Below are 23,076 nucleotides of genomic sequence, written 5' to 3' on the forward strand. Positions count from 1 at the left end.
CCTGAGAGACTGGTGCTATGAAACCAAGGTCTAGGTTGCCAGTCTTAACTGGGTAGTATGTTGTGTTGCGTGACTGAAGAATTTCGCGAGTCGCCACTGGCGGTTCATAAAGGGTTACAGACGGTGCCTGCAACAAAGGGGCGTTGTGTAGTAAGTTAGATCGGTAAATAACTGGTCGTCATGCGAGGCATGCTCGCGCACGGGCTTGCTTCAGAGGGTAGGTAATTGAACGACATGGCAAAGAATCTGATCTTGTGGCTAATCATTGCGGCGGTTTTAGTGACCGTGATGAATAATTTTTCCAGTCCGAACGAGTCGAACAAGCTCAATTATTCTGAGTTTATTCAGCAGGTTCAAGAGGGCGAAGTTAAGCGTGTGACGGTTGATGGCTACATCATCAGCGGTGTGCACACTGACGGCAGCTCGTTTGAAACCGTGCGTCCGGCTATTCAGGATAATGGCCTGATTAAAGACTTGATCGACAATAAGGTCGATATCGTCGGCAAGCAGCCAGAGCGTCAGAGCATTTGGACTCAGTTGCTGGTTGCCAGCTTCCCGATCCTGGTGATCATTGCCGTGTTCATGTTCTTCATGCGCCAGATGCAAGGCGGTGCCGGCGGTAAAGGCGGCCCGATGAGCTTTGGTAAAAGCAAGGCGCGTCTGCTGTCTGAAGACCAGGTCAAGACAACCTTCGCTGACGTCGCTGGTTGCGACGAGGCCAAGGAAGAAGTCAGTGAGCTGGTCGAGTTCCTGCGTGATCCAGGCAAGTTCCAGCGCCTCGGCGGTCGGATTCCGCGTGGCGTGCTGATGGTTGGTTCGCCGGGTACCGGTAAAACCTTGCTGGCCAAAGCCGTTGCCGGTGAAGCCAAGGTGCCATTTTTCACGATTTCCGGTTCTGACTTCGTCGAAATGTTCGTCGGTGTCGGTGCGTCGCGCGTTCGTGACATGTTCGAACAGGCCAAGAAGCATGCGCCGTGCATCATCTTTATCGATGAGATCGACGCTGTCGGTCGCCACCGTGGCGCTGGCATGGGTGGTGGTCACGATGAGCGTGAACAAACGCTGAACCAATTGCTGGTTGAGATGGACGGTTTTGAAGCCAATGACGGCATCATCGTGATTGCAGCTACCAACCGTCCAGACGTACTCGACCCTGCGTTGCTGCGTCCAGGCCGTTTCGACCGTCAGGTTGTTGTGGGTCTGCCAGACATTCGTGGTCGTGAGCAGATCCTTAAAGTCCATATGCGCAAAGTGCCAATGGGCGAAGACGTCAATGCCGCTGTGATTGCCCGTGGTACGCCAGGCTTCTCCGGTGCCGACCTGGCTAACCTGGTCAACGAAGCATCGCTGTTTGCGGCGCGTTCGGGCAAGCGCTTGGTTGAGATGAAAGAATTCGAGCTGGCTAAAGACAAGATCATGATGGGCGCTGAGCGCAAAACCATGGTTATGTCGGATAAAGAAAAGCTCAACACCGCTTATCACGAAGCTGGCCACGCAATTGTCGGTCGCCTGGTGCCTGAGCATGACCCGGTCTACAAGGTGTCGATCATTCCGCGTGGTCGTGCGCTGGGTGTGACCATGTTCTTGCCTGAGGAAGACCGTTACAGCCTGAGCAAGCGTGCGCTGATCAGTCAGATCTGCTCGTTGTTCGGCGGTCGTATCGCTGAAGAAATGACCCTGGGCTTCGATGGCGTCACCACGGGTGCTTCGAATGACATCATGCGTGCCACGCAATTGGCGCGGAACATGGTGACCAAGTGGGGCTTGTCGGAAAAGCTCGGCCCGTTGATGTATGCCGAAGAAGAAGGCGAAGTCTTTTTGGGTCGCAGCATGGGCAGTCAAAGCAGCAATATCTCTGGCGATACCGCCAAGCTGATTGACGAAGAAATTCGCAGCATCATTGATAGCTGCTACGACACTGCCAAGCGCATGCTTGAAGAGAACCGCGACAAGCTTGAAGCCATGGCTGAAGCCTTGATGAAGTATGAAACCATCGACGCTCAGCAGATCGAAGACATCATGAGTGGTCGTCCACCGCGTGAACCACGTGACTGGACGGGCGGTGGTAATGCAGGCACGCCGGTTGATCCAAGCCTGGATACGCCGAATCTGGAAAAGCCCGAATCGCCTGAGAAGCCGATTGGTGGTCCCGCAGCAGACGTTTAAGCCTCTGCCGCTGGATTGAGTAAAGCGCGCCGGAATACTTCGTTGAGGGGTATTCCGGCGTTTTGCTTTAGGGCTCAGTCGATTTGGCTGTTCAGGAAAAGTTGCTCGCTGGGAAAGGCGGGGTAAAATGCGTGGCTTGAGTCGCTCAAGGTTTTTTCAGGTATTCGATGACCCTAAAGCAAAATTTTAGTCCGCTGCCTTGTGGTAGCCGGCAGCTTGATCTGTCCCGCACTCAGGTGATGGGCATCCTAAATGTCACGCCTGATTCGTTTTCCGATGGTGGACGCTTTAGTCAGCGTGATGCTGCTTTGCGTCACGCTGAGGCGATGTGCCGGGCAGGCGCTACGCTGATAGATATCGGCGGTGAGTCCACCCGTCCGGGCGCGCTGCTTGTGACTGCTGAGCAAGAGCTTGAGCGTGTCGCACCTGTGGTAGAGGCGATCGCCGCTGAGCTGGATGTGATTATTTCAGTGGATACCTCCGCGCCTGAGGTCATGCTTGAGGCTGGGCGTCTAGGCGCTGGGCTGATCAATGATGTTCGTTCATTGCAGCGTGAAGGTGCGTTGGCGGCCGCGGCAGCTACAGGTTTGCCTGTATGCCTGATGCATATGCGTGGTGAGCCCACGACCATGCAGCAGAATCCGCAATACCCCGATGTGGTGGCAGAGGTGGAGGGGTTCTTGCGAGAGCGTATGCAGGCTTGTGTGGCGGCAGGCATAAGCTTCGATAAGCTGTTGCTGGACCCCGGATTTGGTTTTGCTAAAACCCTTGAGCACAACCTGGGCTTGTTCAGGCATATGGAGGTGCTCCATGACCTGGGGCGGCCACTATTGGTAGGCGTCTCGCGTAAAAGTATGATTGGTCGGGTGCTGGGTCGTGAGGTTGATGGCCGTCTGCCTGGCAGTCTGGCGCTTGCAGCCCTTGCAGTGACAAAGGGTGCGCACATCCTGCGGGTGCATGATGTAGCAGAAACAGTTGATGTGGTACGGATGATTGCTGCGGTTGAAACTGCAGAATAACTATTTAGGGAAGACGATATATGGCACGTAAATATTTTGGCACTGACGGTATTCGTGGCCGTGTAGGCGATTATCCAATTACCCCTGAGTTTATGCTCAAGCTTGGCTGGGCGGCGGGTATGGCATTTCGTAAGCAGGGTGTTTGCCGAATTCTGATCGGTAAAGACACACGCATCTCCGGCTACATGTTCGAATCGGCGCTTGAGGCGGGGCTGTCAGCTGCTGGCGCCGATGTGATGCTGCTTGGGCCTATGCCAACGCCCGCAATCGCCTATCTGACGCGGACCTTTCATGCCGATGCAGGCATCGTCATCAGTGCGTCACACAACCCCCATGACGACAATGGCATCAAGTTTTTCTCGGGGCAGGGCACCAAGCTGCCGGACGAGGTAGAGCAACTGATTGAAGATTTGCTGGATACGCCAATGACCGTGGTTGAGTCCGCGAAGTTGGGTAAGGTGTCGCGAATCAATGATGCTGCAGGTCGCTATATCGAATTCTGCAAAAGCAGCGTGCCGAGTAGCACCAGCTTTGCTGGGCTAAAGGTAGTGCTCGATTGCGCGCATGGCGCCGCCTACAAGGTTGCGCCGAGTGTTTTCCGTGAGCTGGGTGCTGAAGTGGTGGTGCTGTCGGCTGAGCCTAATGGCCTCAATATCAATCACAACTGCGGTTCGACGCACATCGAAAACCTGCAGGCTGAAGTGGTTGCCCGGGAAGCTGATCTGGGTATCGCCTTCGATGGTGACGCTGATCGGGTGTTGATGGTTGATCATACCGGCGCCCTGGTGGATGGCGATGAGTTGCTGTTTATCATTGCCCGTGATCTGCAGGAGCGCGGCAAGTTGCACGGCGGCCTGGTTGGCACCTTGATGAGTAACCTGGGGCTTGAACTGGCGTGTGCCGAGCTGAACATCCCCTTCGTCCGTGCCAATGTCGGTGATCGCTACGTGATTGCCGAGCTGCTTGAGCGTGAGTGGGTCCTGGGCGGTGAAAACTCAGGCCATATTGTCTGCTTCCAGCACACCTCTACCGGTGATGCGATTATCGCAGCGCTGCAAGTGTTGCTGGCGGTGCGTCGGCGCGAACAGCCATTGGCGCAAGCCCGTCAAGGAATGCGCAAGTGCCCGCAAGTGCTGGTTAACGTGCGGTTTAAAGGCGGGGTTGATCCACTGGAGCATCCGTCGGTTAAAGAAGCCTGTGCAAGGGTCACCGAGAAAATGGCCGGTCGCGGGCGTGTTCTACTGCGCAAATCTGGTACTGAGCCGCTGGTTCGGGTCATGGTTGAAGGCGAGGAAGAGGCCGTGGTTCGCGGCTATGCTGATGAATTAGCTAAAATTGTTGCAGAAGTATGTGGTTGAACAGCTTGCCAGTCACTGCGGCGCTGGGTATCATCTGCGCCCTCTTTGATCGACGAGGTATTGCATGCGTCGCCCCATAGTTGCTGGTAACTGGAAAATGCACGGTACCCGCGCTAGCGTCGCAGAGCTGATCAAGGGTCTTCGGCAGTTGGCGTTATCGACTGGCGTAGATGTCGCAGTGTTTCCACCTTGTCTGTATGTAGGTCAGGTCGTTGAAGGCCTGGCGGGTAAGTCGGTCGTGGTAGGTGCGCAGAACTGTGCGTACGAGCCATTGCAGGGTGCCTTGACGGGTGAAGTGGCTGCGAGTCAGTTGCATGATGCGGGTTGCAAGATGGTATTGGTTGGGCACTCTGAGCGACGCTTGTTGCTGGGTGAGTCTGATGAGACCGTAGCACGCAAATTTGCAGCGGCTCAGTCATGTGGTCTGACTCCGATTCTGTGTGTGGGTGAAACCCGCGAGCAGCGTGAAGCAGGCAAGACACTGGAAGTAGTAGGTCGCCAGCTTGATAGTGTCTTTGAGTCGCTGGGTGTTGGAGTGTTTGCGCAAGCTGTGATTGCTTATGAGCCTGTTTGGGCGATTGGCACCGGTTTGACGGCAACTCCAGACGAAGCGCAAGGCGTTCATGCGGCAATACGCGCGCAGCTCGCAGCTGAAAATGCTGAGGTGGCACGCGGCGTAAGAATTTTATATGGCGGCAGTGTCAAGGCCGCCAATGCAGCCGAGTTATTCGGCATGCCTGATATCGATGGGGGGCTTGTTGGTGGAGCCTCTCTGAATGCGGATGAATTCGGTGCGATTTGTCGCGCCGCGGGAAACTGAGAAAATGCTGGAAACAGTCATAGTAGTACTTCATCTGTTGGGCGCTATTGGCGTTGTCGTGCTGGTTCTGTTGCAGCAGGGCAAGGGTGCCGATGCGGGTGCATCTTTTGGTTCGGGCGCTTCGGCTACCGTATTTGGTAGTCAAGGTTCTGCTACCTTTCTGAGTAAAGTTACTGCTATACTCGCCACCGCTTTTTTCATAACTAGCTTGGGCTTAGGCTACTTAGCTAATGAAAAAGCTGAAGTGTTAAATCAGGTAGGTTTGCCAGATCCGGCAGTCCTGGAAACGCCTCAGACCAAACCGGCCGTTGAAGATGTGCCGGTGCTCGAAGAGCAGAAAGCAGCAGCAGATGATAAGTCCGCTGATGTACCTCAAGCTCCAGAGCAGCAGTAAAACGTTTTTTGCCGAGGTGGTGGAATTGGTAGACACGCAACCTTGAGGTGGTTGTGCCCATAGGGTGTAGGGGTTCGAGTCCCCTTCTCGGTACCAATTGTCAAGCAAGCCCGCTACATGCGGGCTTTCTTGTTGATGGGGCTTTGGTTGACCCGTAGTAGGGTTCGGCCGTATAATCCGGCCCCCAGCTTTGACGCGGGATGGAGCAGTCTGGTAGCTCGTCGGGCTCATAACCCGAAGGTCGTCGGTTCAAATCCGGCTCCCGCAACCAGTAGTAGCTGAGCCCCTTTCCAAGGGGCTTTTTGCTAGCTGAGAGACAGCTTTACTTACCTTGCGAAGAGGTAAGCTAAATGGATGGGCGTTTCGCCCATTTTTTATTTGCACAGCATGCGCGAGGGGTTCGAGTGTCGAGCAAGCTAGAACAGTTGCAGGACTTGCTGGCCCCGATAGTCGAAGAACTCGGCTATCAGTGCTGGGGCATTGAGTTTCTGTCTCAAGGGCGGCATTCGCTGCTAAGAGTTTATATTGATCATGCCAACGGTGTTCTCGTCGAAGACTGCGAGAAAGTAAGTCGGCAGATCAGCGGTGTTTTGGATGTTGAAGATCCGATCACGGCTGAATACACCTTGGAAGTTTCATCTCCAGGTATGGATCGACCACTTTTCACCTTGGAGCAGTTTGCTGCTTTCAAGGGTGAGCAAGTAAAAATCAAGCTGCGTTCGCCTTTCGAAGGGCGCCGTAACTTTCAAGGCCTTCTGCGTGGTATTGAAGAGCAGGATGTCGTGGTGCAGGTTGATGATCATGAGTTCCTTTTGCCGATCGATATGATCGACAAGGCCAACATTATCCCAAGGTTTGATTGAGACGCGGATCCCGCGGATCCAATGGATTGCGAAAGGCGAGGCGTACGATGAGCAAAGAAGTATTGCTGGTTGTTGAATCGGTATCCAACGAAAAAGGTGTACCGGCGAGTGTGATTTTTGAAGCGCTGGAATTGGCTTTGGCCACGGCGACCAAAAAGCGATTCGAAGACGAAGTCGACTTGCGTGTAGCGATTGATCGCCACACCGGTAGCTATGAGACTTTTCGTCGTTGGACCGTTGTTGAAGATGCAGAACTGGATGACCCAGCGCATCAACTGACTCCAGATATGGAGCAGGCAATGAAATCCGACGCTAAAGTCGGTGACGTGCTTGAAGAGAAAATCGATTCGATCGAGTTCGGTCGTATCGCCGCACAGACTGCTAAACAAGTCATTGTGCAAAAGGTTCGTGAAGCAGAACGCGCTCAGGTTGTTGAAGCGTATCGCGAGCGTTTGGGCGAGATCGTCTCTGGTACCGTCAAAAAAGTTACCCGTGACAACGTCATTGTTGACCTGGGTAACAACGCTGAAGCGCTGTTGGCTCGCGAAGATATCATCTCCCGTGAGACTTTCCGTGTGGGTGCGCGTTTGCGTGCACTGCTTAAGGAAATTCGTACTGAGAACCGTGGTCCTCAACTGATTCTTTCGCGTACTGCTCCTGAAATGCTGATCGAACTGTTCCGCATTGAAGTGCCAGAAATCGCCGAAGGGTTGATTGAAGTCATGGCTGCATCCCGTGATCCGGGTTCGCGTGCCAAGATTGCAGTTCGCTCGAAAGATAAGCGTATTGATCCTCAGGGTGCTTGCATTGGTATGCGCGGTTCGCGTGTTCAGGCGGTCTCTGGTGAGTTGGTGGGTGAGCGTGTCGACATCGTGCTGTGGGATGACAATCCTGCGCAGTTTGTTATCAATGCGATGTCGCCTGCTGAAGTCGCTGCAATCATTGTCGACGAAGATGCCCATGCCATGGACATCGCCGTAGGCGAAGACAACCTCGCACAAGCAATTGGGCGTGGTGGTCAGAACGTACGTTTGGCAAGTCAACTGACTGGCTGGACGCTCAACGTAATGACCGAAGCGGATATTAAAGAGAAGCAACAGGCTGAGACTGGCGACATTCTGCAGCGTTTCATCGACGAGTTGGAAGTTGATGAAGAGTTAGCGCAGGTGCTGGTTGAAGAGGGCTTTACCAGCCTCGAAGAAATCGCTTATGTGCCGATGGAAGAGATGCTCAGCATCGACGGTTTTGATGAAGAAATCGTTAATGAGCTGCGTTCGCGGGCTAAAGATTGCCTGCTGACTCGCGCCATCGCCACAGAAGAAAAACTGGCAGATTCCCAGCCAGCCGAAGACCTGCTCTCCCTTGAGGGTATGGAAAAAGGCCTGGCGCAAGAACTGGCAGTACGCGGTGTGGTTACCCGCGAAGACCTGGCCGAGCAGTCGATTGACGACCTGCTCGACATCGACGGCATCGACGCAGATCGTGCCGGCAAGCTGATCATGGCCGCCCGAGCCCATTGGTTCGAGTAGTTTTACGGCCTGAGGAGAGAAGTGCATGACGCAAGTCACGGTGAAAGAACTGGCCCAAGTGGTCGACACACCGGTAGAGCGCCTGCTGCAGCAGATGCGTGAGGCGGGATTGCCGCACAGCAGTGCCGAGCAAGTTGTCACCGATAATGAGAAGCAAGCGTTGCTTGCTCATCTCAAGAGTAGTCATGGCGATAAAAAGGCTGAAGAGCCGCGCAAGATTACTCTGCAACGCAAAACCACCAGCACATTACGTGTGGCTGGCAGCAAAACTATCAGTGTTGAAGTGCGCAAGAAGAAAACCTTCGTTAAGCGTAGCGCTGAAGAGATTGAAGCTGAGAAGCAACGCGAGCTCGAAGAGCAGCGTGCTGCGGCTGAAGCTGTGCGCCTGAAAGCTGAAGAAGAAGCCAAGCGTAAAGCCGCTGAAGAAGCTAAAAATGCTCCTTCAACTGCTGCTCCGGCCGCTGCTGCCGCGCCTGCGACAGCTGCAGTTGAAGCGCCAACGCCTGTTGCGACTCCGATGCCAGTTGACGTTCCAGCTGTTGATGACCGCAAAAAAGACGAGCCTCGCCGTCCTGATAAAACGCGCAATGACGATGAACGTCGCCCAGAGCGTAAAGCAGGTTCGCATCGTCCAGCTGTTAAAGAGAAAGCACCGGCTCCACGGGTTGCGCCTCGTACAGTTGACGAAGAGAGCGATGGTCACCGTCGCGGTGGTCGTGGCAAGTCGAAACTGAAAAAGCGCAATCAGCACGGTTTCCAAAGCCCAATGGGCCCGGTTATTCGTGATGTTGCCATTGGCGAAACCATCACTGTTGGCGAACTTGCTGGACAGATGTCGGTTAAAGCCGCTGAAGTTATCAAGTTCATGTTCAAGATGGGCACTCCGGTGACCATCAATCAGGTACTGGATCAGGAAACTGCCCAGTTGATCGCTGAAGAGTTGGGCCACAAGGTCAAACTGGTCAGCGATAACGCACTTGAAGAGTCATTGGCGGCCTCGTTGAAGTACGACGGTGAAGCCATCTCCCGTGCGCCTGTTGTGACCGTAATGGGCCACGTTGACCATGGTAAGACATCGCTGCTCGACTATATTCGTCGTGCAAAAGTGGCCTCTGGCGAAGCCGGCGGTATCACCCAGCACATCGGTGCCTACCACGTAGAAACCGATCGCGGGATGGTTACCTTCCTGGATACCCCTGGTCACGCTGCGTTTACCCAAATGCGTGCCCGTGGTGCCAAGGCAACCGACATCGTGATTCTGGTTGTTGCTGCAGACGACGGCGTTATGCCGCAAACCGAAGAAGCGGTTCAGCATGCGAAAGCAGCTGGCGTTCCATTGGTGGTTGCAGTCAACAAGATCGACAAGCAAGGCGCTGATCTTGATCGCATCAAGAACGACCTGGCAGGCCGTGAAGTTGTGCCGGAAGAGTGGGGTGGCAACACTCAATTCGTACCGGTTTCGGCTAAAGAAGGTACCGGTGTCGATGAACTGCTTGAAGCGGTATTGCTGCAGGCTGAACTGTTGGAACTTAAAGCAACTCCGTCGGCCCCGGGCCGCGGTGTAGTGGTTGAGTCGCGCCTTGATAAAGGCCGCGGTCCAGTTGCAACCGTGCTGGTTCAGGATGGTACTTTGCGTCAGGGCGACATGGTTCTGGTCGGTTCGAACTACGGTCGCATTCGCGCCATGATCGACGAGAACGGCAAATCGATTAAAGAAGCAGGTCCATCGATTCCGGTTGAGATCCTCGGCCTCGACGGTACGCCAGAAGCGGGCGACGACATGACTGTTGTTGCTGACGAGAAGAAAGCCCGTGAAGTGGCTCTGTTCCGTCAAGGCAAGTTCCGTGAAGTCAAGCTGGCGCGTGCTCATGCAGGCAAGCTGGAAAACATCTTCGAGAACATGGGCCAGGAAGAGAAGAAGACGCTTAACATCGTCCTCAAATCTGACGTTCGTGGTTCGTTGGAAGCGTTGCAAGGTTCGCTTAGCGGCCTGGGTAACGACGAAGTACAGGTTCGCGTAGTCGGCGGCGGTGTCGGTGGTATCACCGAGAGCGATGCTAACTTGGCCCTGGCTTCCAACGCTGTTCTGTTCGGCTTCAACGTTCGTGCTGATGCTGGCGCGCGCAAGATCGTCGAGCAAGAGTCGCTGGATATGCGTTATTACAACGTCATCTACGACATCATTGAAGACGTTAAGAAAGCCCTGACTGGCATGCTCGGCAGCGATGTTCGCGAGAACATTCTGGGTACTGCAGAAGTGCGTGACGTGTTCCGTTCACCTAAGTTCGGCGCTATCGCCGGTTGCATGGTTATTGAAGGTGTTGTTCACCGTAACCGTCCAATCCGTGTACTTCGCGACGACGTGGTGATCTACGAAGGCGAGCTCGAGTCGCTGCGTCGCTTCAAAGACGATATGGCTGAAGTGCGTAACGGCATGGAATGCGGTATTGGCGTCAAGAGCTACAACGACGTCAAGGTCGGCGACAAGATCGAAGTGTACGAAAAAGTCCAGGTGGCTCGTAGCCTGTAAGGCGCCTGCCGCAACATGCAACGCCCGGCCCTGCTTACGCACGGCCGGGCGTTTGCCGCTTTTGAGTCTGGTGCTTTTGTGGCCTCAGACGGGTAATTAGGTAGTAGAAATGGCAAAAGAATACAGCCGTGCCCAGCGTATCGGCGACCAGATGCAGCGTGAGCTGGCGCAGTTAATTCTTCGCGAAGTCAAAGACCCACGCGTCAGTGGTTTGGTAACTGTGACCGCTGTTGAAGTGAGTCGCGATGCCAGTCACGCCAAAGTGTTTATCACGGTGATGGGCTCTGAAATTGATGCCGAGAGCATTCGTCAGAGCGTTAAAGTGCTGAACGATGCCAGCGGCTTTCTGCGCATGCAGTTAGGCAAGGCCATGAAGCTGCGTAGCGTGCCTAATTTGCGCTTCCACTATGACGAAAGCGTCATTCGTGGCGCTCAGCTGTCGGCGCTGATCGAACGCGCAGTGACTGAAGATCGTCAGCATGACGACGAAGCAACTGACGCCAAGGAGTAAGTGCGTGGCTCAGGTTAAGCGAATTCGTCGCAAGGTTAACGGCATCATCCTGCTGGATAAGCCCAAGGGCTTTAGCTCCAATGCAGCACTGCAAAAAGTGCGTTGGCTGCTTAATGCAGAGAAGGCTGGTCACACCGGCAGTCTGGACCCTTTGGCCACCGGCGTATTGCCGTTGTGCTTTGGTGAGGCGACTAAGTTCTCGCAGTATTTGCTGGATGCTGACAAGGGTTATGAAACCCTGATGCAGTTGGGTGTCACGACCACCACGGCGGATGCCGAGGGTGAAGTTATCGAGCGCAAGCCGGTAACTGTGACGGGCGCCGATATTGAAGCGGTATTGCCACAGTTTCGTGGTGATATCAGCCAGATTCCGCCGATGTATTCGGCACTCAAACGTGACGGTCAGCCGCTGTACAAGCTGGCCCGCGCCGGTGAAGTGGTTGAGCGCGAGCCGCGTGCGGTCACCATAAATCGTTTAGAGCTGTTGTCCTGCGAGGCTGAAGTCGCCAGTTTGGCGGTAGATTGCACCAAGGGCACCTACATCCGCACATTGGTTGAAGACATCGGCCACTTGCTTGGGTGTGGCGCTCACGTTGCAGAGCTGCGCAGAACCAAGGCTGGCCCGTTCAATTTGACCCAGACCGTCACCCTGGAAGAGCTTGAGGCAGTTCATGCTGAAGGCGGTAATGAGGCGGTTGATCGCTTCCTGCAGCCAGTTGATAGCGGTTTGGAACATTGGCCATTGCTGCAGTTTTCCGAGCACAGCTCGTTCTACTGGCTACAAGGCCAGCCGGTACGCGCGCCGGAAGCGCCAAAGTTTGGCATGGTGCGGGTGCAGGATCACAACGGTCGCTTTATCGGTATCGGTGAAGTGAGCGAGGATGGCCGAATTGCACCACGTCGGTTGATTCGCTCTGAGTGAATAAACCGTAGTAGAATACGCGCCCAGCGAAAGCTGTGATGATCAAAGGTTTAATGAAATACCCAGGATCATCGCAAAAGCGTTTGGTTTTTAGGTTTTAAGCAAAATCTAAGAGCCTGTTAGAGCGTTACGAGCGACGGCGGAGCAAGCCTTAAGGCTGCTATGTCGAGCGCAGTAGCTCTGGAAGGTTTTTAGCAGAGGGTGGCTGTTAATAGGCACGGTCACACCTCACTTTAAAACATGGGAAGCAGTTCCCAGCCTATTGCGACCGTTCTGCGGTCGCCTGAATGAGAGGAAGCCACCATGGCACTCAGCGTTGAAGAAAAAGCCCAAATCGTAAACGACTACAAGCAAGCTGAAACTGATACTGGTAGCCCAGAAGTGCAAGTTGCACTGCTGTCTGCCAACATCAACAAGCTGCAAGGCCACTTCAAGGCCAACGGTAAAGATCACCACTCACGTCGTGGTCTGATCCGTATGGTTAACCAGCGTCGTAAGCTGCTGGATTACCTGAAGGGTAAAGATGTTAGCCGTTACAGCGCCCTGATCGGTCGCCTGGGTCTGCGTCGCTAAGCGATGCTTGCGCGTAGCTGAATGCTGAAGCTGGAAGTGGGTTTATCCCACTTCCAGCTTTTGTGTTTCAGCTCCCTGCATTTTGGACAGTCACGGGCCGATTCCCGCAGCTGCCCACGAATTGTTTTACCGATACAAAATTAGGAACCTTCGGAGAAGGTAACGAGCGCAGGCAACGCTTCTCACTGCTTGACGCACTGTATCTCCGAGCGTTTCAACACGTTTCCCCCAAGGCAATATAGAGAAGGAAAACACCGTGAACCCGGTAATTAAGAAGTTTCAATTCGGTCAATCGACCGTAACCCTCGAGACTGGCCGTATCGCCCGTCAAGCCTCCGGCGCTGTGCTGGTCACCGTTGATGACGACGTTGCTGTATTGGTTGCTGTAACCGGCGCCAAGACTGCTGACCCAAGCAAAGGCTTTTTCCCGCTGTCTGTGCACTACCAGGAAAAAACCTACGCTGCCGGTAAAATCCCAGGTGGTTTCTTCAAGCGTGAAGCACGTCCTTCCGAGAAAGAAACCCTGACTTCGCGTCTGATCGACCGTCCGATCCGTCCGCTGTTTCCAGAAGGTTTCCAGAACGAAGTTCAGGTGATCTGTACCGTTATCTCCACCAGTAAGAAAACTGATCCGGACATCGCAGCGATGATCGGTACTTCTGCTGCTTTGGCGATCTCCGGCATTCCGTTCAATGGCCCAATCGGCGCCGCGCGCGTAGCCTTCCACCCGGAAACAGGCTACCTGCTGAACCCGAACTACGAGCAGCTCAAGGCTTCGAGCCTGGACATGGTTGTAGCCGGTACCAAAGACGCTGTGTTGATGGTTGAATCGGAAGCTAAAGAGCTGACTGAAGACCAGATGCTGGGCGCTGTATTGTTTGCCCACGACGAATTCCAGGTTGTTATCGACGCGGTTGCCGAACTGGCCGCCGAAGCCGCCAAGCCTACTTGGGACTGGCAGCCAAAGGCTGAGAACACTGCGCTACTGAACGCCATTCGTGGTGAGTTCGGCCCAGCTATCTCTGCCGCTTACACCATCACCGTCAAGCACGAGCGTTATGCGCGCCTGGGCGAACTGCGCAATGAAATCGTTGCCAAGTTCTCCGGTGCAGAAGACCAGCCGACTGCGGGTGAAGTTAAAGAAGTCTTTGGCGAGATCGAATACCGCACCGTGCGCGAGAACATCGTAAACGGCCAGCCGCGTATCGACGGTCGTGATACTCGCACCGTTCGTGGTCTGAACATCGAAGTCGGCGTTCTCGACAAAACCCACGGCTCGGCATTGTTCACCCGTGGTGAAACGCAGGCGCTGGTTGTTGCAACGCTGGGTACTGCCCGTGATGCACAGCTGCTCGATACCCTTGAAGGCGAGCGCAAAGACCCGTTCATGCTGCACTACAATTTCCCGCCGTACTCGGTTGGTGAGTGTGGTCGCATGGGCGCCACGGGTCGTCGCGAAATCGGTCACGGCCGTCTGGCCCGCCGTTCTATCGCTGCCATGCTGCCAACCGCTGATGAGTTTCCGTACACCATTCGTGTGGTTTCGGAAATCACTGAGTCGAACGGTTCCAGCTCTATGGCTTCGGTCTGTGGTGCCTCTTTGGCGCTGATGGATGCGGGTGTGCCGATGAAGGCACCGGTTGCAGGTATCGCCATGGGTCTGGTTAAGGAAGGCGAGAAATTCGCAATTCTCACCGACATCCTCGGTGACGAAGACCACTTGGGCGACATGGACTTCAAAGTAGCCGGTACCTCAAAAGGTGTTACCGCGCTGCAGATGGACATCAAGATCCAAGGCATCACCGAAGAAATCATGGAGATCGCTCTGGGCCAAGCCCTTGAAGCGCGCCTGAACATTCTCGGCCAGATGAACCAGGTTATTGCCCAGTCGCGTACTGAGTTGTCGGCTAACGCCCCAACCATGATCGCGATGAAGATCGATCAGGACAAGATCCGTGATGTGATCGGTAAAGGCGGCGCGACCATCCGTGCGATCTGTGAAGAAACCAAGGCTTCGATCGATATCGAAGACGACGGCACCATCAAGATCTTCGGCGAAACCAAAGAAGCAGCAGAAGCGGCTCGTCAGCGCGTTCTGGGCATCACTGCAGAAGCTGAAATCGGCAAAATCTACGTCGGTAAGGTTGAGCGCATTGTTGACTTCGGCGCCTTCGTAAACATCCTGCCGGGCAAAGACGGTCTGGTGCACATCTCGATGTTGAGCGATGCTCGCGTTGAGAAAGTCACCGACATTCTTAAAGAAGGTGAGGAAGTTGAAGTATTGGTACTGGACGTGGACAACCGCGGCCGTATCAAGCTGTCGATCAAAGACGTTGCCGCTGCGAAAGCATCGGGCGTTTAATCGCGAGCAGTCTGTCGCGTAAGAAAGGGCCCTAACGGGCCCTTTTTTTTGTCCGAAAGTTGGCGGCATGGGTAACTCGCCCGATGTTTTCGCGTTGTTAGGGCGCCATAGAGCCGGGTGCGGTAGGGCGGATGGCGCTTTTTCGTCCGCCAATAGCGAGCGTTTTGCGTCTGCAAAAGCGGGGAGCGTGACGCGCTGCATGACCCTGATATTTTCTGCGTGCATAGGCGCCTGGCTGGCATTAGGCTACCTCCGAGAAGCCGCAGAGTAATCAGGAATACAGACCTTATGGACAAGACCGTTTGCCGTTATCACCCCGAGCAGCCTTCGACCTGGCTGTGCCGCTCGTGTGAGCGCAGTTACGGTGATTGTTGCGTCCCTCTGAATAGCGATGCACCCGATGACGCGCCGCGTTGCGCAATGTGTAGCAGCCAGCTCGAGTTCCTGGGGGCGGCAAACAGCGCGCAACCCTTTTGGCAGCGTATTCCTGCGTTCTTTATTTACGCGTTGCAATCGGGGCCGCTGGCGTTTGCTGGACTGCTGGCCGTTGCCAGTATCTTTATGCCGCGTTCAATTATCCTTTGGCTGATTCTGTTCAGTATCGCCACCAAGTATTTTTACAGCGTTATTGAATCCAGCAGCCTCGCCGAAAAATCTGCACCGAGCCTGGCCAGCGCTTTTACGGGTGAAGGCTTCAGCCTGTTTTTCAAACAGCTCGTGGTGTTCTTGATCGCTTTCGCGGTGTTGTGGCTGGCGGCGGATTTCAACAGCGAAGCGCTCTATTGGGGTGTGAATATTGGCCTGTTGCTGGTGATGCCGGCCAGCATCATTCGCTTGGCACTGGATAAAGAGCTGTCCTCGGCATTGAGTCCGGATCAAGTCGGTCAGGTCATCGTGGCAATGGGCTGGCGCTACCTTATTCTCTGCGCATTCCTGTTTATCCTGTGGCAGTCGCCCAGTTGGGTCACCTACATGCTTTCCCATGGCCTGCCACGGGTGATCCTGTTGCCGGTGATGGCCTTTGCCTTCGCTTATTTTGCCGTAGTGATGTGCGCGATGATGGGCTACGTGGTGTTTCAGTACCAAGGCGCGCTGGGGTATGTGATCGTCGATGAGAACAGCCAGGCTGCGTTTCCTGCAGACGAGCATCTGCGGCGCAAAGCATTGGCTGAGACTGAGATCCGACTGAAGGAGGGGCAGAGTGACAATGCCCTGGAAACGCTGACCATTGCCCTGGAAAAGAACCCTGACGACCTCAAGCTCAATGAGCGCTTTCATCAATTGCTGTTTAACCTCAATGCTGCCGACCGCTGCTTACGTCATCTTGCACACTATCTGCCGCTCACGGCCAAGATGAATCCAGCGTTGGGCGCCACGGCGCTGCTCAATGCACGCCGGCTAAAGCCCGATTATCTGCCAGATGATCCGGCGGTCTGTGAACGTATTGCCGAGGCCCTGGCCAAGCGCCACAAAAACCGCGAGGCCTTGAGCCTGCTGCGCAACCTTCATCAGCGCGCACCCGATTACCCGCATGTGCCCCGCGCCTACCTGTTGGCAGCACGCATCTTTGCCGAAGGACTGGGTCAGGTGGAGCAAGCCCAGAAACTCTTGCAGTTCGTGCGCACGCGCTATCCGCAGTCGCCTTTGTTGACTGAGGTGGCAAATCTTGAGGCCACATTGGAGAAAATGGCAGTTAAGCCGGGGGATGGCTGATGCCATCGTGCAATATGCCCGGTAAATTTTGATCGAACATGCGCATTGCACGAAAATCGAAAAAGTATGTTAGGCATAAGCCGTTGATATATATAGATTTTTTTGAATTTTAAAAGTTGGCACAGGGCCTGCAATAGTACTTGTGACACTGCAGCTAGGAACTGGCATGCAGAATAATCAAATGTACAGGAGCGATACCCATGAAAACGCCAATTAATAAGTTCGCCTTTGCCGCAATCACCGCGACCGCCTTGAGCTTGTCGGTGGCGGGTACCGCATTTGCCGATACTTCAAGCGCGATGCAGCAGCCAACTATGCTGGCCGCTAACGACACCATGGATCAAGCCGGTGAAGTGGTTACTGATACCTGGATCACCAGCAAAGTGAAGTCGACCTTTCTGGCTGATGACAGCCTCAGCGCTTTGGACATCAAAGTTGAAACCAACAAAGGTGTAGTGTCGCTGTCTGGTGTTGTCGCCAGCGATGCAGAACGTGATCTGGCTGTAGCCAAGACCAAAGAAGTCAATGGCGTCAAAGACGTTTCGGCTGATGGCCTGAAAGCAGCTGACTAATCCAGTTTGCCAGGTTTGCCGGGTGCAATTGCATCTGGCGTCTTCAACGCTACTTAATGTAAGCAATAATTTGGAGGCCACTGGATGCTGCAAGGAATGCAGCGGTTTTCCAGTCGCCTCAAAGAGGAGCACACCATGAATTCTGATGTAATTAAAGGTAAGTGGAAGCAACTCAATGGCAGCATCAAAGAGCGTTGGGGCAACCTGACAGATGATGATGTGGATGTTGCAGAAGGTCACAGTGAATACCTCGCAGGGAAGCTGCAAGAGCGTTATGGCTGGACCAAGGAAAAAGCTCAGGAAGAGGTGCGTAATTTCGGCGATAAGCTGTAAATCGCGTAGCAACACAGAAGGCCCGCAGTTTACGCTGCGGGCCTTTTACGTTTCAGCCGGTTAAATGCTGACGGTAAATGTGCAGTTGCATGGTTTGCTCTGCGTCCGGATACGTACGGTTCAGGAATTGCGCAAGTTCAGTCACCGCTTTTTTGTCTTGTTGGCGACCTAATTGTTTGGCCAGTTGCAGTGTCATGGCTGGCAACATAGGCGGGCGCTGCTTCGCTTGGCTAACCAAGCGCCATGAGCCAACCGCGCAAGCGCCTTGATCGATTCGCAGTAAGCGCTGCAACAGGTGCAGTTGCACGCTAGGGTGACGCAGCAAGCGCTGTTGAGGTGAGGCGCTGTCCGCTACGAGCCGTTTGAACAGGGCTAAACTTCGCGCTGAGTCGGGCAGCTTGAATAGTTGCTTCAAGACAGCGCTCAGCAGGATTTTATCTTGGCGATTGAGCGCCAGTGCATACAGCTTTTCCAGCAATTCGGGCCGGCTTGGATAGCGTTCAAGCAAGGCAAGGCCGCGGCTGCTGGCGTGTGCAAGTTCGAACTTGGCGATCTGCTTGTCGAGGCGGGTCAATTCGCTTTTGAAATCGGCATCGGGGTCGGTTTTATTTAAGTAGTTCTGATCGACACTTAGCCGATTGCCAAGCTGGGCCAGATAAATCGCCAGGAAGCCCGCGCCCAGGCCGCCCAAGTGGGCGTAATAATTGGTGTTGTCATTGGCCATGATCAGCCCGTAGAGCTCCTTGCCCATCCATACGGGCAAGATCCATAAGGCCGGCGCACGAAAATAGCCAAACATTGGCCCGAGCCAGTAGAAGAAATTGATTCTGCGCAGGCCGTAGAGCGCCAGGTACATGCCCATCAAGCCCGAAATTGCTCCCGAGGCGCCCACGCCGCTGATCCACGCGGGGTCCATAACCCACCAAAGCAGGTGCGAGGCCACGCCGCAGGCCAGGTAAAGGCCCAGATAGAGCCATCGGCCCAGGGCAATCTCCAAGGCAAAGCCAAAAATAAACAGGAACAGCATATTGCCCGCAAGATGGCCAAAGCTGCCATGCAGGAACATGGCGCCGAATAAGCCTTCAACGCTGAAGCGCGCTGGGATAAAGCCAAAACGGATGCTGCTGATCTTATCGCGCAGTTGCTCAACCTTGCTGCGTTGCGCTTGCCATTCGCTATCGGCCAGGTAGTCGGCGTTATGGTGGATTGCGTGCTCGAACTGAAGGTCGTAAAGCACCATGCGCGCGAGTTGGCTGCGACGCACACGCTCAAGTTGTTCGGTTGCGCTGATTGTCAGCTCGTGGCGGGTACTGAAGGATTGAACGAACAGCGGTCGCTCGCGGTTAAGCAAGCCTGCTTGCAGGTAGCTGTCGACTGCTTTGGCTTCGCGAGCGCTGTCGCCACCTTGGTAAGCGAAATAAATCAGCACATTCAGGGCAATCAGCAGCAAGGTCATGACTGGCGGTTTTTTCCAGTCCAGCGGGTGCTCAGCGGGAAGAATTAGCATCGACAAGCGGTCCGTGATGGCATTTTGCCGAGGAGCCTAGCACTGGCGATGCTTGCTGTCAGTTTCCGCGTTTGCTGGTCACCCGTTTCAGGCGATTGCCTTCAAACCGAATGAAGTGATACATGCCACTGCGCGGGCCATAGGCCCACTCTTCAATGGCCACTTCATTGGTGTAGCCAAAGGCGTCGACGATTTGTTTGTAACCCAGAAAGTCACGGCTGATGGGCTCGCCGCATTTGTCCTGCACTTCGCTGGTCGAGTCGTCTGTGGTGACCAAGGCGCTGCCGCAGCGAAGGCTGTCGGCCATGGCCCAGCTGCTAAAGCCGAATGCTAAAGATACTGCCAGAAATAGCTTCACATGGTTTCCTGATGGAGGCGCCGAAGCCAGTCAGATTACTGGCGTTTACGCTCAATGCCTTTGAGTCGGCTGCCTTCGAAGGTGAGGATGCTATTGACGCCGTTACTCGGGCCGTACACCCATTCTTCAATTTTCATTTCGCGGCGCTCATAAGGCCCCAGCGTATAGCCAACTACATCGCGAAAAGCCGGTGTACCGCATTTATCTTCAACTTCAAAGGCTCGGTCACCGACACTGATCAGTTGGCTGCCACAGCGCATGGTGTCGTCGGCATGAGCGACGCCTGCGCTAAATGCGAGTGCGAGCAGGGTAAGCAATGGCTGCATCTGCATAGTCGTTATTCGCTGCCAAGTTGCAGTGGCGTGGCCACACGTCCATCGGCTTCGGCACTGCCTAAGCTGACATCGAGCAGATAGATACGCTCGTCACTCAAGCCATGTTGGGCCAAGTAGTCCTTGATGGTTGCTGCACGCTCCTGAGCCAGCTTACGCAACAGCAATTCACTGCCACTCCATTGCGCGATGACGGCGTCGCTGAGATTTTTGTTGCGTTGTTCGTCATCCAACTCGGCCCATTCAGCCGGTGGCTGTTTTTTCAGACGGGCGCGGTAAATGCCTTCAAGCATGGGTCCTTTGACGTCATCTGGCACCTCAAGCTCGTCGGCGTCGCTGGGCACAGTATCGCCGCGGCGCTGGAGCATCTTGTAGTAGGTCGATTGGTATTCACGCTGCAGGCGTTGCTCGGCGAGAAGCGGACCGTCGGCGGTTTGCGCGCTCATGCCTTCCACTTCAAGACGCAATGCCGGACGCTCACCCAATGCCTTGATCAGGGTGTCGAGCGAGCTTTGCGCCGACTTGTCGAGCTCACTGCTGCCTGCCGTAAATTGCACATTGCTCAGGTCCACATCATTGCCGCCAGACACCAGGCTGCCGATGAATTTAAACGGCGCGGTTGCCGCTCGCACCACCAGATTACGCAGGGTTTGCCAGACGATCGGCATCACACTGAATTGCGGATTGTTAAGGTCGCCTTGTACCGGCAGTGCCAGTGAAATCTTACCGTCGCTGTCTTTGAGCAGGGCCACGGCCAGCTTGATTGGCAGGTCTACAGCGCTTGGGCTGTCCACTTTTTCACCAAGTTGCAGCTGCTCAACCACCACGCTGTTTTCGGCGTTTAGCTTGCCGTTGTTGATGCGGTAATGCAGGTCAAGATTGAGTCGGCCTTTGCGAATACGATACCCCGCAAACTTGCCGGAGTAGGGCGTCAGTGTGGTCAGTTCGACACGTTTGAACTGGGTGGCGATATCGAGGCTGGCCAGCGGGTCGAATGGATTCAGGCTGCCTTTGATGCTAACCGGGGCGTACTTGTCGACCTTACCGGCAATATTGATTTTTGCCGGTTTCGGCGCGCGGCTATCGATGGTGCCAATTTGCCCATTGAGCTGCTGAATCGCCGTGGCGAAGTTGGGCGTCAGGCTGAAGTCGGCAAAGTTGGCCGAACCATCGGCAATATTGATTTCGCCGATACGGATGCCCAGTGGCTTGCCGGCGGGTTCGGCTTTGGCATTCGGGTCAGCTGGCTGCGCAATAACCAGTTCGCTGACGTTGGTGGTCAGGTCTTCGTTGATCAAGAACCGCGCATAGGGGTTATCCAGGCCGACCTTGTCGATGGTCAAGCTGTCGCCGTGCTGATAATTGAGGCCGGTCAGGTCTAGGGTCTTCCAGCGCACAAAGTCGCGCTGCTTGATCGTATCAAGGGTGTGTAGCTGGTTGACTTGCGCATTGCCGGTAACATTCAGCTGCAGGGGCTCAGTGCTGGTAAGCGCCACATTTAATTGGCTATCCAGCATGCCGCTGCGCAGCTCCAGGCGCACGAACGGGTCCATGTAGGCCTGCGCTACACGTAAGTCGATATTGCTGGTGGTGACCTTGAGGTTGGCTGTGGTTGGCGTCAGCTGAACCTTGCCTTCGGCCTGCACCTTGCCTTGCTTGCCCAAGCCGGTATCGAGCTTGATATCAAACGGGCTGGTGCCTTGGCTGTTGAAGTTTTTGATATCAAGGTTGAGCGGGCCAAGCTCCAGCGCTAAATCTTTCTCAGGCACTTTGTCCGCCAAGTGCACCTGATAATCACGCAGTTGCACGTCTTTGAGCACAACGACCCAAGGTTTGCTCGCTGCCGGTTTGGCTGCGGCTTTAGTGGCTGTTTTGCTCTGTGCAGCTTCATTGGTTGCAAGCTGTTCGCTACTGGCGGCCCTCTCAGGCTCTGCCGTCGGGCTGGCTGACTGGGTTGCGTCTGTATCTGCTGCGGTTTCTGAGGCTGGGGGCTGGGGCGCAGCCTCGGCTACGGTTGCAGGTGCATCTGCCGGGTTGCCAGCGGGTTTGTCTTTAGGCGCCTCTGCGGTAGGGGCGGTTGGTGCAGCAGCGGGTTTTTCCACGGCTTTTTTGGGCGCGGGTTGGCTGGCAAAAAGCTTTTGCCAATCCAGCTCGCCATCGGCTTCGCGACTGGCCCAGGTTTCGAGTTTTTGGCTGCGAATCTTACCCACCACCACTTCTTGTTTAGCCAGGTCCAGGGTCGTGTCGCTGACTTCAAGGTTTTCGAGGTTGACCAGTGGGCGGCCGTCGGGTGCTTTGATGGCGAAAGGCGAGAGCTTGAGCTTGATGTTGTTTAAACGCAGCTCCGTGCTTTTCGACAAATCGAGGGTGTAGTCGCTTGAGAGGCTGAGCACGCCTTTATCAATATCAATCGGCACTGCGTCGCGCACATAAGGCCAGAAGCCTTTCAGCTGGGCATCGGTGACTTTAAGGCTGCCGGTTGCGGTGACGGGCACCAGGCTGACTTTGCCTGTCCAGTCGATCCGTCCGCCTTGGGGCCCTGTGGCTGCCAAGGTCATTGCGGCGTTGTCGTCGGGCAGCGTGCTGAGGTTTTTCAGCTCGAGGTTCAGCGCATCATAAATGAAGTTGATCGGCTCACTTGGGCGCAAGTCCTGAAAGTGAATGTAGCCATCGACTAACTTGATTCGGTCAATACGCACAGGGAACGGGTCGCCAGGTGGTTCTTCTGCTACTGGCTTCGGGCTTTCGGGCAGCTTGAATAACTGCGTCAGGTTAAGCCCGCCATCCTTGTCGAAGAGAATTTCGCTGTGGGCCTTGTCCAGCTCAATATCGGCCAGGTGCAACGCTTTTGTCCAAGCGCTGTCGGCTTCGATATTGGCGTACAGGTGTTCGAAGGCAATGTGCTTGGTTTCACCGGCACCGATGCCCATGCCCCAAAGTTTCAACTCCAGGCTGAAGGGGTTGAACTGCATGCGTTCAAGCTTAGCGGGTTGGGTGGCGTACTGCGCCAACTGCTGATTGATCACCCGCAGGCCGACGCCCGGGATGATCAGAAAACCCAGCAGGGCATAGAGGCCAAGGCCAAAAATCAGGGTGCCAGCGGTGTATTTCAGTCCTTTGTACATAGCTAAGCGTCATCTATCCCGGCAAGAAATGCTTTTGAGTATGGCACGCTTGGGCGAGTTCAATGAAGTCAGTGCAGGTTTTAGTCGGT

The 23,076-nt window shown here is 54.8% G+C and carries 19 protein-coding genes and 2 tRNA genes; 17 read left to right on the top strand and 4 right to left on the bottom strand.

The window, feature by feature from the left end:
• Nucleotides 1-234: 234 nt before the first annotated feature.
• From ftsH to AACY09_RS19405, 17 genes are all read left to right on the top strand, one after another.
• Nucleotides 235-2,166, top strand: coding sequence for an ATP-dependent zinc metalloprotease FtsH (ftsH, locus tag AACY09_RS19325; protein WP_339490323.1), 1,932 nt, complete (start codon nt 235-237; stop codon nt 2,164-2,166).
• Nucleotides 2,167-2,333: 167 nt separating this feature from the next.
• Entirely contained in the window at nt 2,334-3,185 is an 852-nt protein-coding gene (gene folP, locus AACY09_RS19330) for a dihydropteroate synthase (RefSeq protein WP_339490325.1), read from the top strand.
• A 20-nt stretch (nt 3,186-3,205) separates the two neighbouring features.
• Nucleotides 3,206-4,543 carry a phosphoglucosamine mutase gene (gene glmM, locus AACY09_RS19335; protein WP_339490328.1) on the top strand — a complete coding sequence of 446 codons (1,338 nt, stop codon included), beginning with the start codon at nt 3,206-3,208 and terminating at the stop codon, nt 4,541-4,543.
• Between the two features lie 64 nt (nt 4,544-4,607).
• On the top strand, nt 4,608-5,363 hold the full coding sequence (gene tpiA / locus AACY09_RS19340; RefSeq protein WP_339490330.1) for a triose-phosphate isomerase: 756 nt from the start codon (nt 4,608-4,610) through the stop codon (nt 5,361-5,363).
• Nucleotides 5,364-5,367: 4 nt separating this feature from the next.
• Nucleotides 5,368-5,757: a preprotein translocase subunit SecG gene (secG, locus tag AACY09_RS19345; protein ID WP_339490331.1), complete on the top strand. Its 390-nt coding sequence runs from the start codon at nt 5,368-5,370 to the stop codon at nt 5,755-5,757.
• A 10-nt stretch (nt 5,758-5,767) separates the two neighbouring features.
• Nucleotides 5,768-5,853: transfer RNA gene (locus tag AACY09_RS19350), tRNA-Leu, on the top strand.
• 98 nt (nt 5,854-5,951) lie between these two features.
• Nucleotides 5,952-6,028, top strand: a tRNA-Met gene (locus AACY09_RS19355).
• 133 nt (nt 6,029-6,161) lie between these two features.
• Nucleotides 6,162-6,620 (top strand): ribosome maturation factor RimP, encoded by a 459-nt coding sequence (gene rimP, locus AACY09_RS19360; RefSeq protein ID WP_339490509.1) that lies wholly within the window; start codon nt 6,162-6,164, stop codon nt 6,618-6,620.
• A 47-nt stretch (nt 6,621-6,667) separates the two neighbouring features.
• On the top strand, nt 6,668-8,149 hold the full coding sequence (gene nusA / locus AACY09_RS19365; RefSeq protein ID WP_339490332.1) for a transcription termination factor NusA: 1,482 nt from the start codon (nt 6,668-6,670) through the stop codon (nt 8,147-8,149).
• Between the two features lie 25 nt (nt 8,150-8,174).
• Entirely contained in the window at nt 8,175-10,679 is a 2,505-nt protein-coding gene (gene infB / locus AACY09_RS19370; protein ID WP_339490333.1) for a translation initiation factor IF-2, read from the top strand.
• 109 nt (nt 10,680-10,788) lie between these two features.
• Complete coding sequence (rbfA, locus tag AACY09_RS19375; protein WP_339490335.1) at nt 10,789-11,190, top strand: 30S ribosome-binding factor RbfA; 402 nt, start codon at nt 10,789-10,791, stop codon at nt 11,188-11,190.
• A 4-nt stretch (nt 11,191-11,194) separates the two neighbouring features.
• The gene (truB, locus tag AACY09_RS19380; RefSeq protein ID WP_339490336.1) at nt 11,195-12,112 is read left to right on the top strand and encodes a tRNA pseudouridine(55) synthase TruB; all 918 of its coding nucleotides are present in this window, start codon (nt 11,195-11,197) and stop codon (nt 12,110-12,112) included.
• Between the two features lie 303 nt (nt 12,113-12,415).
• Nucleotides 12,416-12,685 (top strand): 30S ribosomal protein S15, encoded by a 270-nt coding sequence (gene rpsO, locus AACY09_RS19385; RefSeq protein ID WP_010487557.1) that lies wholly within the window; start codon nt 12,416-12,418, stop codon nt 12,683-12,685.
• Nucleotides 12,686-12,941: 256 nt separating this feature from the next.
• Nucleotides 12,942-15,047, top strand: coding sequence for a polyribonucleotide nucleotidyltransferase (gene pnp, locus AACY09_RS19390; protein WP_339490337.1), 2,106 nt, complete (start codon nt 12,942-12,944; stop codon nt 15,045-15,047).
• Nucleotides 15,048-15,335: 288 nt separating this feature from the next.
• Nucleotides 15,336-16,760, top strand: a complete 1,425-nt coding sequence (locus tag AACY09_RS19395; protein ID WP_339490338.1) for a tetratricopeptide repeat protein — start codon at nt 15,336-15,338, stop codon at nt 16,758-16,760.
• Nucleotides 16,761-16,960: 200 nt separating this feature from the next.
• On the top strand, nt 16,961-17,332 hold the full coding sequence (locus AACY09_RS19400) for a BON domain-containing protein (RefSeq protein ID WP_339490340.1): 372 nt from the start codon (nt 16,961-16,963) through the stop codon (nt 17,330-17,332).
• Between the two features lie 135 nt (nt 17,333-17,467).
• A complete protein-coding gene (locus tag AACY09_RS19405) occupies nt 17,468-17,665 on the top strand; it encodes a CsbD family protein (protein ID WP_339490342.1) in 198 nt (65 codons plus the stop codon).
• Nucleotides 17,666-17,717: 52 nt separating this feature from the next.
• On the opposite strand, the gene AACY09_RS19410 is transcribed toward AACY09_RS19405, so the two are convergent.
• The 4 genes from AACY09_RS19410 to AACY09_RS19425 all read right to left on the bottom strand — a co-directional run bounded on the left by AACY09_RS19410 (nt 17,718) and on the right by AACY09_RS19425 (nt 22,987).
• Nucleotides 17,718-19,172 carry a rhomboid family intramembrane serine protease gene (locus tag AACY09_RS19410; RefSeq protein WP_339490343.1) on the bottom strand — a complete coding sequence of 485 codons (1,455 nt, stop codon included), beginning with the start codon at nt 19,170-19,172 and terminating at the stop codon, nt 17,718-17,720.
• 58 nt (nt 19,173-19,230) lie between these two features.
• A complete protein-coding gene (locus AACY09_RS19415) occupies nt 19,231-19,479 on the bottom strand; it encodes a DUF2845 domain-containing protein (protein ID WP_339490344.1) in 249 nt (82 codons plus the stop codon).
• A gap of 86 nt (nt 19,480-19,565) precedes the next feature.
• Nucleotides 19,566-19,856: a DUF2845 domain-containing protein gene (locus AACY09_RS19420; RefSeq protein ID WP_339490345.1), complete on the bottom strand. Its 291-nt coding sequence runs from the start codon at nt 19,854-19,856 to the stop codon at nt 19,566-19,568.
• An 11-nt stretch (nt 19,857-19,867) separates the two neighbouring features.
• The gene (locus AACY09_RS19425) at nt 19,868-22,987 is read right to left on the bottom strand and encodes a DUF748 domain-containing protein (RefSeq protein WP_339490346.1); all 3,120 of its coding nucleotides are present in this window, start codon (nt 22,985-22,987) and stop codon (nt 19,868-19,870) included.
• Nucleotides 22,988-23,076: the final 89 nt, after the last annotated feature.

Source organism: Pseudomonas sp. EL_65y_Pfl2_R95, assembly GCF_963971045.1.
Classification (GTDB): Bacteria; Pseudomonadota; Gammaproteobacteria; order Pseudomonadales; family Pseudomonadaceae; genus Aquipseudomonas.